The sequence below is a fragment of the Microbispora sp. NPDC088329 genome, assembly GCF_040685655.1.
Lineage (GTDB): Bacteria > Actinomycetota > Actinomycetes > Streptosporangiales > Streptosporangiaceae > Microbispora.
The window spans coordinates 389803-403261 of sequence record NZ_JBFBIP010000005.1 but is presented as its reverse complement, the minus strand read 5'-3'; the positions used below and the strand labels follow the sequence as shown (position 1 = coordinate 403261).

The following is a 13459-nucleotide window of genomic DNA, read 5'->3' as shown; positions in this document are numbered from 1 at the left end:
ACGTCAGGCCGATGCGTTGATCGCGTTGCTGGAGCAGAAGATCGTCGCCGAGCTTCTGGTGCTGGTCAACGCCGAGTCCCTCCCCACCGACCCGGCCACCGACACCGCCCCTGACCCGGTCGACGATCCCGTCCCCGACCAGGGCGACCAGGGCGACCAGGGCGACCAGGACGACGACGCCAACCACCCCGAGGACGCCACCGCCACCGAGGACAGCGAGAACTGCCAGGACACGGAGGACCTCGAGGACAACGGCACCAGCGACGCCGAAGATCTCGGCAGCCGCCCGGACACTCAGGCCGCCGAAGACACCGCAGCCGCCACCGCAGACGCCGACAACGTCCTGGGCGTCCAGGGCGGCCGGAACGCGGAGAAGGCCGGGGAGACCGGCAGCGTCGAGAACACCGGGGATGTCCGAGACGTTCACGGCGGCCGGGATGGCCGCGATGGGCAGGCCACCGGAGCCCCCGAGTCGGCCGCCCCCGAGCTCATCGAGTCGGCCGAGTCCGTGGAGCCCGCCGAGGAGGCCGTGTGCTCTGCGTCGAGCGAGGCCCAAGGGACCGACGCGGTCGCTGTGGGCGCCGGTGCTGCGGGCCTCGGTGACGCAGCCGGGTTCGGACAGTCGGAGGGCGACGAGTCGGAGAGCAAGCAGCAGGGAGGGACGCAGCCGGAGAAGGCGCGACCGGAGGGGACACGGCCGGAGGGGACACGGCCGGAGAGGGCGCGGTCGAGCGAGCCCCAGCAGAGCAAGCCACGACAGCGTGAGTCACAGCAGAGCGAGTCACAGCAGAGCGAGTCACGGTCGGGTAGGTCGCGCTGGGATGAGCGGCAACCGCCGGATCCTCCTGCGTGGGGCGCTTCTGCCCGTCACGCCCACGCCGGGCCTGGGCCTGCGGGGGGATCCCGGCATGGGTTGGGCACACCCGACGCCCACGGCGACGTGCGCGGCGGGCAGCACTCCCATGACCCGGACTCCCATGACCCGGGCCCTCATAAGCCGGGCCCTCATAAGCCGGGCCCTCATAAGCCGGGCCCTCATAAGCCGGGCGCAGGGCCGGGGGCAGACTCGGCGGAGCAAGGGCCGGCGACAGGGCTGGGTCCGGGGGCGAAAACATGGCCGGGGGCGTTGCTGGGCAGGGCGCCGGGGCTGCTGCTGGCCACAGGGCAGGTGCTGCCCGTCTCCGGCGTGCACCGCCTGGCCCGCACCTCCACCCTGGTACGCCTGGTCATGAACGCCGACGGACAGGTCCTCGACATGGGCCGAAAAGTCAGGCTGGCCACCCCGGCCCAACGCCGGGCGGTCTTCGCCCGCTACGCCACCTGCTGGATCGACGGCTGCCCCCTGCCCGCGACCATGTGCCAGATCGACCACGCCGACAACTGGAGCACCGGCGGGCTCACGGACCTGAAGCTGCTCGGCCCGGCCTGCCAGTTCCACAACCGTGACCGCTACCAGCACCCCGAGCGCTACACCCGCCACACAACCGGCAAAGACCGCTGGGCCTTCACCTACCACCACCCCACCCGAGCCCCGAGGCGGCGCCAGTGAAGGGGCGATACCGGGCGATCGGCGAGAGTGGCGGCCGACCACGCTTCGGCGGGGCCTGTGTCAGGGTGCGCGCCTGTGCCGGTTCGCGCGACGAGCGCGCCGGCAGAAAATCGTCCATGGTGCGAAAAACACCCGTACCGAGAGTGTCCACCTCGCGGAAACATCACTACAGGCAGAACGTCCCCACACGCAGGGCACCACCGCAGGCAGGGCAGCGTTACTTCGTCCGATCAGCGGGCGTCCACGTGTGCAGAGCCGGCGGCACGGCGGGCCGGGGGTCAGGACCCGAGGCGCCAGGAGTGGAGGTACTCCTCCTGTTCGTCCGTGAGCGTGTCGATGGAGATCCCGGCAGCCGCGAGTTTCAGGCGGGCCACCTCGGCGTCGATGTCGGCCGGGACATCGTACACGCCGGGGGCCAGCCGGGCGGACTCTCGCACCAGCCACGCGACGGCGAGTGCCTGGGCGGAGAACGACATGTCCATCACCGCGGCCGGGTGGCCCTCGGCGGCGGTCAGATTCACCAGGCGCCCCTCGGCGAGCAGCAGCAGCCTTCGGCCGTCGTCCAGGACGTATTCGTCGGTGTTGGGCCGAATTGCGAAGCGCACCTCGCGGGCCATCTCCTCCAGCGCGCGTACGTCGATCTCGACGTCGAAGTGGCCCGCGTTCGCAAGGATCGCGCCGTCTTTCATGACCGCCAGGTGCTCGGCGCGGATGACGTCGCGGTTGCCGGTGACGGTCACGAACACGTCGCCGATCTCGGCGGCCACGCTCATCGGCCGCACGTCGTAGCCCTGCAGGGCGGCGTCGAGAGCCTTGACCGGGTCGATCTCGGTGACGATGACCCGCGCGCCGAGGCCCTTGGCCCGCTCCGCGACGCCCCGGCCGCAGAAGCCGAAGCCCGCGACGACGACGGTGCGGCCGGCCAGCAGGACGTTCGTGGCCCGCATGATGCCGTCGAGCGTCGACTGGCCGGTGCCGTAACGGTTGTCGAACATCCGCTTCGTCCGGGTGTCGTTCACCGCGACCATCGGGAAGCGCAGCGCGTTCTCCGAGGCCATCTGGCGCAACCGGATGATCCCGGTTGTGGTCTCCTCGCAGCCGCCGATCACGTCGTCGAGGAGTTCGACCCGCTCGGTGTGCAGGATGTTGACGAGGTCGCATCCGTCGTCGAGCACGACGTTCGGCGCGATGTCGAGCGCCTGGTGGATGTGCCGGTAGTAGGTCTCCTTGTCCACCCCGGCGCGGGCGTGCACGGCGATGCCGTACGTTCTCAGCGCCTCGGCGACGTCGTCCTGGGTGGACAGGGGGTTGGACGCGGCCAGGGCGATCTCGGCGCCGCTCTCCCGCAGCGCCCCCATGAGCACGGCCGTCTCGGCGGTGACGTGCATGCAGGCGGCGATTCGCAGGCCGTCGAGCGGCCGATCGACGCCGAATCCGGCGCCGATCGCCTGAAGGACCGGCATCGACCGGGCCGCCCACTCGATGCGCCGCTCTCCGGCCTCCGCGAGGTCCGCCGCGATGTCCGGCTGAATCACGCCGTTGTACCTCCTGACGAGAGAGCGCGGGCCGGGCCCGCGCCCCTCGTCGTGTGCCCCGCCGTCAGTAGCGGTAGTGGTCCGGCTTGTACGGGCCCTCGACGTCGACGCCGATGTACTCCGCCTGCTTCTTGCTGAGCGTGGTCAGCTTCACGCCGAGCGCGTCGAGGTGGAGACGGGCGACCTTCTCGTCGAGGTGCTTGGGCAGCACGTAGACGCCGGTCGGGTACTCGTCGGTCTTCGTGAACAGCTCGATCTGCGCGATCACCTGGTTGGTGAACGAGTTCGACATGACGAACGACGGGTGGCCGGTGGCGCAGCCGAGGTTCATCAGGCGGCCCTCGGCCAGCACGATGATCGAGTGTCCGTCGGGGAAGACCCACTCGTCGACCTGCGGCTTGATGTTGATCTTCTTGATGCCGGGGATGCGGCCCAGGCCGGCCATGTCGATCTCGTTGTCGAAGTGGCCGATATTGGACACGATCGCCTGGTGCTTCATCTGCGTCATGTGCTCGGCGCTGATGATGCCGTAGTTGCCGGTGCAGGTGACGAAGATGTCCGCGATGCCGACGACCTCCTCCAGGGTGGTGACCTGGAAGCCGTCCATGGCGGCCTGCAGCGCGCAGATCGGGTCGATCTCGGTGACGATGACCCGGGCGCCCTGGCCGCGCAGCGCGTCGGCGCAGCCCTTGCCCACGTCGCCGTAGCCGCAGACCACGGCGACCTTGCCGCCGATCAGCACGTCGGTGGCCCGGTTGAGGCCGTCGATCACCGAGTGGCGGCAGCCGTACTTGTTGTCGAACTTCGACTTGGTCACCGAGTCGTTGACGTTGATGGCCGGGAAGAGCAGCGTGCCCGACTTGTGCATCTCGTAGAGCCGGTGCACACCGGTCGTGGTCTCCTCGGTGACGCCCTTGATGTCCTCGGCCACGCGGGTCCACCACTTGTCCTCGGAGACCGTACGGCGGAGCGTGTCGAGGATGACCGCCCACTCCTCCGGGTCGTCCTCACCGGCGACCGGTACGGCGCCGGCCTTCTCGAACTCCGCACCCTTGTGCACGAGCAGGGTGGCGTCGCCGCCGTCGTCGAGGATCATGTTGGGGCCGGAGCCGTCGGGCCAGCGGAGGGCCTGCTCGGTGCACCACCAGTACTCCTCCAGCGTCTCGCCCTTCCAGGCGAAGACCGGCACGCCCTTGGGGTCGTCGGGCGTCCCGTCGGGGCCGACGACGACCGCGGCGGCGGCGTGGTCCTGGGTGGAGAAGATGTTGCAGCTCACCCAGCGGACGTCGGCGCCGAGCGCGACCAGCGTCTCGATCAGCACGGCGGTCTGGATCGTCATGTGCAGCGAGCCCATGATCTTCGCGCCGCGCAGCGGCTGCGCCGCGGCGTACTCCTTGCGGGTCGCCATGAGGCCCGGCATCTCGTGCTCCGCGAGGCGGATCTCTTTGCGGCCGAATTCCGCAAGCGAAAGGTCGGCGACCTTGAAGTCCATGAGTGTGTCTCCTCAGTTGTCCGTCGCTGCGAGTTTAGGCGGCGCGGACGCCGTAGCGCATACGGAGGTACGCGAACCTGACACAAGAATGTGAGATTTCCGCGCGGGCGGGTGCCAGAGGCCCGGCGCACTGTCTAGCGTGGACCCCAGGAACGGGACCGGAGGCACGATGCGCATCACCGAGGCGGCCAGGCGACTCGGCATGTCCCCCCGGATGCTGCGCTACCGGGAGGCCCTCGGCCTGTTGCCTCCCGTTCGGGACAAGGGAGCCCACAGGCGTTTCGGGCCCGACGAGCTGGAGGCGGTACGCCAGGCGATGGAGCTGGAGCGCCGGTTCGACGTCTCACCGGCCGAGCTGGCCTTCGCGCTCCGGGCGCTGTCCGAGCCCGCGGTGGCCCAGGCCGTACGCGACCTCGGTGTGCGCATCGGGCGTATCCAGGCGCCACGCCGCGCGCTGGACTTCGAGAAGGAGAAGGCCCTGCGGCTGCTGAGAGGTCGATGAACCAGGAGTTCACTCCTGGGAGTGACGATCTCCCCTCCGAGCGGAGACAGACTCTCCCCGTGGACATCACTTCGAAGCTCGGATCGATGGAGCGGCGGGTGGCGGCCTTCGACGTCCGGAGAGCCCTCGACTCGCCGCTCCTCGATATCGCCATCGGCCTCGGCCTGTTCCTCCTCGCGCTGGTCCAGCTCGGCGCGTTCCACGGTTACCTCAGCCACGTGGGGATCCCCGCCGCCGGGCTCGCGACGCTGCCGCACGCCCTGCGCCGCCGTCACCCCGTCGAGGCGGTGGCCCTGACCGCCATCGGAGCGATCGCCCTGCTGTTCTTCGAGCGCAGCATCGACGGGGACATCTTCGGCCTCACCTTGCCCGTGTACGCGTCGGGACTGCTGTCCGCCTACACGATCTTCCGCGTGGCCGGCCGGTGGACCGCCTGGCTCCTCGCGGCGGCCTCGTCGGCCGGAGCCTTCCTCGCCGTCTGGTACCTCGGCCCGCACCGGATCGATCTCGCCCTGGGCGGGGCGGCACTGCCGGCCGCGACAGCGCTCCTCGCCGACCTGCGGCGGAGCCGGAACGAGGTGCGCGAAGCCCGGGTGGACAACCTGGAGGCGCTGCGCGAGCAGGCGGCCATGGCCGAGCGGGCCCGCATCGCCAGGGAGATGCACGACATCGTGGCGCACTCGATCTCGATGATCGCCGTCCAGGCGGAGACCGCGCCGTACACCATCGCCGATCTGGGCGACGACGGCAGGAAGGAGTTCGCGGAGATCGCCGCGACGGCCCGGGGCACGCTCGCCGAGATGCGCCGGCTCCTCGGTGTCCTGCGGGCCGACGCACCGCCGGAGACCGCGCCGCAACCCGGCCTGGCGCGGCTGCCGGAGCTGATCGAGCGGCACGGCGGCGAGGTCGACCTCGACGTCGTCGGGGTCGAGCGGGAACTCCCGCAGGCCGTGGACGTCTCGGCGTACCGGATCATTCAGGAGGCCCTGACGAACGCCAGGCAGCACGCGCCGGGCTGCCGCGTGTCGATCGAGATCGCCTACCGGCCCGTGCTGCTCGCGCTCCGCATCGCCGACAACGGACCGGGCCCGGCCCCGGCGGAGCAGACTCCCGCGGAGCGGACGCCGACGGAAAAGGCGTCCGGCGACGCGACCGGCGACGCGATCGGCGGACACGGGCTGGTCGGCATGCGCGAGCGCGCCACGGCCCTGGGCGGCTGGTTCGTCGCCGGGCCGGGTCCGGACGGCGGCTTCCTCATTCAGGTGGGACTGCCCACCGAATGATCAGAGTGCTCGTGGCCGACGACCAGCCGGTGGTGCTCAGGGGGTTCGCCGCCGTATTGGCCGCCCAGCCGGACATCGAGGTCGTCGGCGCCGCCGCCGACGGACGGGAGGCCGTACGGCTGGCCCGCGCCGAGCGGCCGGACGTCGCCGTGCTCGACATCCGGATGCCGCTGCTCAACGGGATCGAGGCCGCCCGGGCCGTCACCGAGATCGGTGTCAGGGCTCTGATGATCACGACGTTCGACCTGGACGAGTACGTCTACCAGGCGCTCCTGGCGGGAGCGAGCGGCTTCCTGTTGAAGGACGTACGGGCCGGGGAACTGGCCGAGTCCGTACGGATCATCGCTCGCGGCGACGCCCTGCTCGCCCCCAAGGTCACCCGGCGGCTCATCGCGGAGTTCACGCGACGGCGGGCCGCCGAGCCCCCGCCGACCGCACCGCGGCGCGCGCGGGCGCCGCTGACCGCGCGCGAGTCCGAGGTGCTGCGGCTCATGGCCCGTGGGCTGTCCAACGCCGAGATCGCGGCGGTTCTGGTGGTGACCGAGCACACGGTGAAGACGCATGTCGCCCGGCTGCTGGCGAAGCTCGGCCTGCGCGATCGCACCCAGGCCGTCGTCCACGCCTACGAGACCGGCCTCGTACGGCCCGGGGACCTCGGCTGATCGCGGGCGCTCAGGCGCCGACCACGAGGTGCAGGTCGTCGGCGCGCAGGGAGTCGGCCGTGACGTACGGCTGCTCGCTGACGACGTCGGTCATCGTCAGCGGGACGTTCAGGGACGGCACCAGTTTGAGCGCCCTGACCAGGAGGTTCGGGTTGTCGGCCGTGAACTCCTGAGGCAGCCCGAGGAGTTTGGCGGTCATCTTCGTCGTGCAGATCACCACGTCGCCCTCGAAGGTGAACGTGCTGCCGGTCAGCGTCGTCGAGCCCATCGTCTGCGTGGGCTGCTCCAGCACGGCCTTGTCCATCGTGAAGCGGAGCATCTTGACCGAGCCGGTCGCGGTGGGCATCTCGACCACACCGGTGAACTTCATTCCGGTCATGGTCAGCGAAGGCGCGCGGACCGCGGCCGTCTCGGTCGCGACCGCCACCGCCCCCGGCGCGGAAGAGACCCCCGGCTCGTCGTCACCGCCCGCCGCGGGCGACGGCGAGGGACTCCTCCTGCCGGTCAGCGACCCCACGACGTCCTGCAGGCTCGTGGGCAGGGCGCCGGTTGGCAGGGCCGTGGGCAGGGCCGTGGGGACCGCGCTGGGCAGGACGCCGTTGAGGACGTCGGACAGGCCGCTGGGAGCGGCGCTCGGGAGGACGCCGGGCAGGAGGGAGCCGCCCTGCCCGCCTGGCACGGGGTCCTCCCGCGCCATGGCCGTTCCGGTCGCCAGGATGACGGGAAGCACGGCGATCGCCAGCGCTCTGGCCGCCGGACCCGGCCCCGCGTCTCCGCGCCCGCCGTCGCCCGGTCGCACACCCCCGTCGTCAGGGCCGCCTTGGGGGCCGTCCTGCGAGTCGTTCGGCACGTCGTCGTCGGGGTCCTCCGGAGAGGGCCCGGCCGCCGGCCCGGCTGCGGACCCAACCTCGGGATCTGGGTGACGGCGAACCCGGGCGACCAGGAACTGCCGGCCTTCGCCCCCGGACTCGGCGGCGGATTCGGCTGCGGACCGCTGCGGCCGGGTCGCGTCCAGCAGTTCCTCGCCGCTGACCACCCGGCGCTCGGTGAAGGTCATCTCCGCTGCCGACGGCCCGGGTGGCACCGGTGGCACGGATGGCCTGGCGGTCTCGGTGGTCTCCGCGGGCGCCCAGGCGACCGCGAGCGCGCCTCCGACCAGGCCGAGCAGCATGCCGACCAGGAAGCCGCCCAGATTGGCGTAGACGAACGACGCGATCGAGACCAGCACGGCGACCACGCCGAGGAAGGCCCGCTGGTTGGGCTGCAGCCAGACCATCAGGCCCAAAATGATCAGCACCAGCGCGATCAGGTAGGTGGCGCCGACCGTGCCCGACTGGATGACCAGCGGCAGGGCCTGGGTCGCGAACGGAATGCTCAGCATTTCCAGGCCGGCCGCGAGCACCAGCAGACCACCCCAGAACGGCCGCGACCGCCGCCAGGATCCGCTCATCGCCGCCCGCCGGGGAGCGTGTGTCCGGCCATGTGAAGCACCCGCATCAGAAGCACTCGTGCTCGCCCGGCTCCACCGCCAGCTTCAACCCCGGCAGCTTGAACGTCGCCGCGTTGACCGACCAGGAGACCTGCCGGAAATCCTTGATGGTGACCGCGCTGGCCTGCTGACCGAACATGCCCGCCGCGCCCTCGGCGCCCGGCACCTGGTCGAGGGAGGCGGCGTCGCGGCCCGCCTCCAGCTTGGTGAAGACCGCGTTGCCCTCGATCTGGGAGGCGTCGACGATCATGTTCTCGGCGGTCACCGGGTCCTTGCCCGTGCCGGCGGTGATCCGGATGGTCACGGCGCCGACGGGCGACTTCACCAGGACCGTCTGGCACATGTTGGTCAAGGTGGCCTTGCGGATGCCGGAGACGGCGACCGGGATCTTCTGACCCTTCTTGTTCTCCACCGTGCTGCCGTACTGGACGAAGCCCTGGCCCTGCAGGGTGTCGGCGGAGACCTTGAACGTGTCACCCGAGACCACGAACGACGCGCCGATCGCCCCCTCGGCCGTCGCGCCGACCAATACGGAGGCGACCGCGAGCGCCGGCACGAACACGAGCGCGAATCGCTTCCATCGCACGCGTCCCTGCCGGACACGTCCCTGTTGAGCCATGAGTCACCTCGGGGGGGAACCAGTCAAATGTAAAAGCAAAGTTACCGACCGGTACCACCGAGGTTGAAGTGACTCACCATCACATTTCAATTACGGTGCGCAGTGAGAACTGGCGGACCGTAACGAGGATCACGCGCCGGCGTGCTGCTCCGAGGCCGCGTCCGCCCGGTAGAGATCCGGCTCCAGGTAGATCACCCGGGCCATCGGAACCGCCTCGCGGATGCGCCGTTCGGCCTCGTCGATGCCCCGCGCCACCTCGCCGGCGGTGTCGTCGTGCTCCACCGCGATCTTCGCGGCGACCAGCAGCTCCTCCGGGCCCAGGTGCAGGGTGCGCAGGTGGATGACCCGGCTGACCTCGGGGGCGGCCTCGAGCGCGGCGCAGATCTTGTCCTCCACCTCGGGGGTCGCGCTCTCGCCGATCAGCAGCGACTTGGTCTCGGTGGCCAGGATGACCGCGATCACGGCGAGCAGCACACCGATCATGAGGGTGCCGACGCCGTCCCACATGCCGTTGCCGGTTATGACGGCCATCGCCACGCCGAACAGCGCGAAGACCAGGCCGATCAGCGCGCCGAAGTCCTCCAGCAGCACGACCGGGAGCTCGGGGGCCTTCGCCCTGCGGATGAACGCCACCCAGGATTGCTCGCCCTTGAGAGCACTCGACTCCTTGATCGCCGTACGGAACGAGAAGCCTTCGGCGACGATCGCGAAGACCAGCACCGCGAAGGCCCAGACCGGCGACTCCACGGGCTGCGGCTCAGCGATCTTGTGCCATCCCTCGTAGAGGGAGAACAGGGCGCCGATCGTGAACAGCACCACGGCCACCACGAACGCGTAGAAGTAGCGCTCCCGGCCGTAGCCGAAGGGGTGCTTGCGGGTGCGCCGCTTCTCGGCGCGCTTGCCGCCGAGCATCAGCAGCGCCTGGTTGCCGGAGTCCGCCACGGAGTGGACCGACTCGGCGAGCATCGACGACGATCCGGTGAACAGGAACGCCACGAACTTCGCCACGGCGATCGCCAGGTTGGCGCCGAGCGCCGCGAGGATCGCCTTGGTACCGCCACCCGCACTCACGATGAACTCCTCATATCAATCGGCCGAGGCGATCCTATTGGGAAATCCCGGAAATCCTGGCCCGGAGTTCCGTAGCCGCCGTGGCCGATGCCGGGTCCATCCCGTACCCGAGCGCGAGGTAGGCAGTCGCGTAGTCGCACAGGCCGACCAGAGCGGCGAGGCGGTCCAGCGGGTGCACACCCTCGGCCAGGATCTCGGACACCGGAACGCCCCGGTCCTCGGCCAGCCGCACGGCGGCCGCGCGGGACCTGGTCACCTGCGGGTGCTCTTCCACGTCGCGCAGCAGGAACAGGCGCAGGCGCACGCCCTCCCCCGGCTCGTCGGCGAACGGGTCGGCGAAGACGTCCCGTCCGGCCAGCGGACCGTCGAACGTCACGATCTGGTTGTGAGTGGCCTCGGGCAGTTCCCCCCAGATCGCCGGGTAGCCCGCGTCCTCGCTGAGCCGGTCGGCCAGGCGGCGGGCCGCCACCGCGGCCAGCGGCGAGGTGCCCCAGATGACCGGAAGCGTCCCGGCCAGCTCCAATGCCAGCGTCTTGCCGGGGTTGATGAACGACTCGCTCGACGGGCGGCACCGATGGGCCAGGTCCTCCAGCCGCTTGGCCACCGACTCGAACTCGCTCTCCCCCGCCGGGACCAGCCCGAGCGCGGCCGCCGCCAGGATCGGCGGCACCAGGAGCGACCACAGCGTGGCCTTCGGCTGTCCGGCCACCCCGGTCGCCCCGCCCACCGGCACGTACGGCCCGCCCGCGCGCGCGACCAGGGCCGACAGCGGCGAGTCGGGGGCGCCCACGCCGACGAGCGCGCACCCGCGCCGTACGGCCTCGGCGGCCACGGCGACGGTCTCCTCGGTCCCGCCGGAGCGGGAGACGGCGATGACGAGGTCGGCGGCGCCGGTCCAGCCGGGCAGCCGATGCCCGCGCACCGTCACCACCGGGACCGGAGCGCCGTACCGGCACAGCGCCTCGAGCACGTCGCCCGCGAGGGCGGAGACGCCCACGCCCGCCACGACGATCGCCCGGGGGCGGCCGTCGCCGCCGATCCGCGCCAGGCCGCTCTCCACCGCCGACCGGTACGCCGCCCGCACCTGGGCGGCCGACGACGCGACGGAACGGAGCATGCCGGAGGGGTCGCCCTCCACCAGGTATGCCTGGTCGTCGAGCCGGTCGGGCTCGAACCGGGCCCCTCCGGCACCGGTCATGCCTTGCGTGCCTCGTCGACGAGGAGCACCGGGATGTCGTCACGCACGGGATAGACCAGCCCGCACGACTCCGAGGTGCAGGCCAGCTCGTCCGTGTCGGGCACGGCGCGGAGCGGGGACTTGCACGCCGGGCAGGCGAGGATGTCCAGCAGCCAGTCGTCGATCTTCAACTCGTCAGCTCCTTACCACGGCGAGCACTTCGTCCCGGACTGCGGCGACCTTCTCCGCGTCGGCGGCCTCCGCGTTGAGCCGGAGCAGCGGCTCGGTGTTGGACGGACGGAGGTTGAACCACCAGTCCGGACCGCTGACGGTGAGTCCGTCCAGCTCGTCGAAGGTAACACCCTCCCGGCCCGCGAAGGTCTCGCGTACCCGGTCGAGGGCGGCGGTCTGGTCGTCGACCCGGCTGTTGATCTCGCCGGACGCGGCGTAGCGCGAGTAGCGGGCCAGCACCTCCGACAGCGGCCGGTCCTGCTCGCCCAGCGCGGCGAGCACGTGAAGGGCGGCCAGCATGCCGGAGTCGGCGAACCAGAAGTCGCGGAAGTAGTAGTGGGCCGAGTGCTCGCCCCCGAAGACGGCGCCGGTGCGGGCCATCTCCGCCTTGATGAACGAGTGGCCGACGCGGGTGCGGACGGGCTTGCCGCCGTGCTCGGCGACGATCTCCGGAACGCCCTTGGAGGTGATCAGGTTGTGGATGATCGTGGCGCCGGGGTTCTTGGCCAGTTCCCGCACCGCGACCAGTGCCGTGATCGTGGACGGCGGGACCGACTCGCCCCGCTCGTCGATGACCCAGCACCGGTCGGCGTCGCCGTCGAAGGCGATGCCGATGTCCGCGCCCTGCGAGACGACCGCCTTCTGCAGGTCGCGCAGGTTCTCCGGCTCGATGGGGTTGGCCTCGTGGTTGGGGAAGCTGCCGTCGAGCTCGAAGTAGAGCGGGGTCAGCTCGATCGGCAGGCCCTTGAAGACCTCCGGCACCGTGTAGCCGCCCATGCCGTTGCCGGCGTCCACGACCACCTTCAGCGGCCGGATGCCCGACAGGTCGACCAGCGTCTTCAAATGGGCGGCGTAGCCCTCCAGCAGGTTCCGCTCGGTCACCGTGCCCTTGCCGGGCTCGCCGCCCAGCCCGCTGTCGAGCAGTTCGGCCGCGCGGTCGCGGATCTCCAGCAGGCCGGTGTCGGTGCCCACCGGCACCGCGCCCGCCCGGCACATCTTCATGCCGTTGTATTTGGCCGGGTTGTGGCTGGCGGTGAACATGACGCCCGGCAGGTTCAGACTGCCGCTGGCGTAGTAGAGCATGTCGGTCGAGCCGAGACCCGCGTTGATCACATCCGCGCCCCGGGAGGTCGCGCCACGGGCGAACGCCGCGGCCAGCGGGCCGGAGGAGGCGCGCATGTCGTGCGCCATCACCACCGAGGTCGCACCGGTCAGCTCCACGAAGGCCGCCCCGACGGCCTGCGCGATCTCCTCGTTCAGCTCGTCCGGCACCACGCCGCGCACGTCGTACGCCTTGAAGATCCTGCTGAGGTCGGCCACTGCACGCCCCTAAAAGTCGTTAAGTTTCGCACCTGAGCCTATAGCGCCTGATTGCCCACCCAACGAGCCCTCCAACGCGCGATTTCGCCCGGGCTCATCGCTCCCTGTTGGGCTGGGCGGACTTGAGCACCCGCAGGTGCCCCCGGCGGCCCACCTCGACCGCCTGGCCGACGGGCTCGCCGGCGGCGGGAGCGGGGCGCGCGGCCTCCCGGACCGCGTTCGCCAGGGCCTCCAGATCGTCCCCGCTGGGGGAGACGGACTCGGACGGAAGGCGCACGACCTCCCATCCCCTGGGCGCGGTGAGCCGTTCCGCGTGCTCCGCGCACAGGTCGTAACAGTGTGGCTCGACGTACGTCGCCAGGGGGCCGAGTACGGCGGTCGAGTCGGCGTAGACATACGTGAGTGTGAAGACGGCAGGCTGCCTGCAGGCGGTACGGGAACAGCTGCGGACGGGGCTCACGGAGGGACCGTATCCGGTCCGCGTTCACATTGCCACCACCCCGCCGCTCTTATTGAACGTGTCGCCACA

Annotated in this window: 12 protein-coding genes and 1 pseudogene; 4 read left to right on the top strand and 9 right to left on the bottom strand. The window is 70.8% G+C overall.

What is annotated here, in order from left to right; all coding sequences use genetic code 11:
• Positions 1-1549: pseudogene (locus AB0O28_RS13910) on the top strand (hypothetical protein); the annotation flags it as partial.
• Between the two features lie 278 nt (positions 1550-1827).
• Here AB0O28_RS13910 and AB0O28_RS13905 read toward each other — a convergent pair.
• Together AB0O28_RS13905 and ahcY are read right to left on the bottom strand one after the other, a co-directional pair.
• Positions 1828-3084: an adenosylhomocysteinase gene (locus AB0O28_RS13905; protein WP_363639822.1), complete on the bottom strand. Its 1257-nt coding sequence runs from the start codon at positions 3082-3084 to the stop codon at positions 1828-1830.
• A 64-nt stretch (positions 3085-3148) separates the two neighbouring features.
• Positions 3149-4576, bottom strand: coding sequence for an adenosylhomocysteinase (ahcY, locus tag AB0O28_RS13900; protein WP_363639820.1), 1428 nt, complete (start codon positions 4574-4576; stop codon positions 3149-3151).
• A gap of 169 nt (positions 4577-4745) precedes the next feature.
• Here ahcY and AB0O28_RS13895 point away from each other — a divergent pair, with 169 nt between their 5' ends.
• From AB0O28_RS13895 to AB0O28_RS13885, 3 genes are read left to right on the top strand one after another with little or no spacing between them, the layout of a single operon-like run.
• Complete coding sequence (locus tag AB0O28_RS13895; protein WP_357035251.1) at positions 4746-5078, top strand: MerR family transcriptional regulator; 333 nt, start codon at positions 4746-4748, stop codon at positions 5076-5078.
• Between the two features lie 59 nt (positions 5079-5137).
• Positions 5138-6361, top strand: a complete 1224-nt coding sequence (locus tag AB0O28_RS13890) for a histidine kinase (RefSeq protein WP_363639818.1) — start codon at positions 5138-5140, stop codon at positions 6359-6361.
• Entirely contained in the window at positions 6358-7023 is a 666-nt protein-coding gene (locus AB0O28_RS13885; protein WP_363639816.1) for a response regulator transcription factor, read from the top strand. Before AB0O28_RS13890 ends, AB0O28_RS13885 begins: the two co-directional genes overlap by 4 nt.
• 10 nt (positions 7024-7033) lie before the next feature.
• On the opposite strand, the gene AB0O28_RS13880 is transcribed toward AB0O28_RS13885, so the two are convergent.
• The 7 genes from AB0O28_RS13880 to AB0O28_RS13850 all read right to left on the bottom strand — a co-directional run bounded on the left by AB0O28_RS13880 (position 7034) and on the right by AB0O28_RS13850 (position 13390).
• Positions 7034-8473 carry a DUF6114 domain-containing protein gene (locus AB0O28_RS13880; RefSeq protein WP_363639814.1) on the bottom strand — a complete coding sequence of 480 codons (1440 nt, stop codon included), beginning with the start codon at positions 8471-8473 and terminating at the stop codon, positions 7034-7036.
• Between the two features lie 46 nt (positions 8474-8519).
• Positions 8520-9098: a DUF6230 family protein gene (locus AB0O28_RS13875; protein ID WP_363639812.1), complete on the bottom strand. Its 579-nt coding sequence runs from the start codon at positions 9096-9098 to the stop codon at positions 8520-8522.
• Between the two features lie 162 nt (positions 9099-9260).
• Entirely contained in the window at positions 9261-10202 is a 942-nt protein-coding gene (locus tag AB0O28_RS13870; protein ID WP_363639810.1) for a cation diffusion facilitator family transporter, read from the bottom strand.
• A 34-nt stretch (positions 10203-10236) separates the two neighbouring features.
• Positions 10237-11400 carry an SIS domain-containing protein gene (locus AB0O28_RS13865; RefSeq protein WP_363639808.1) on the bottom strand — a complete coding sequence of 388 codons (1164 nt, stop codon included), beginning with the start codon at positions 11398-11400 and terminating at the stop codon, positions 10237-10239.
• Complete coding sequence (locus tag AB0O28_RS13860; RefSeq protein ID WP_357035272.1) at positions 11397-11570, bottom strand: Trm112 family protein; 174 nt, start codon at positions 11568-11570, stop codon at positions 11397-11399. Before AB0O28_RS13860 ends, AB0O28_RS13865 begins: the two co-directional genes overlap by 4 nt.
• A gap of 4 nt (positions 11571-11574) precedes the next feature.
• Complete coding sequence (locus AB0O28_RS13855) at positions 11575-12930, bottom strand: phosphomannomutase/phosphoglucomutase (protein WP_363639806.1); 1356 nt, start codon at positions 12928-12930, stop codon at positions 11575-11577.
• A gap of 94 nt (positions 12931-13024) precedes the next feature.
• Entirely contained in the window at positions 13025-13390 is a 366-nt protein-coding gene (locus tag AB0O28_RS13850) for a DUF3499 domain-containing protein (protein ID WP_139573364.1), read from the bottom strand.
• Positions 13391-13459 lie beyond the last annotated feature (69 nt).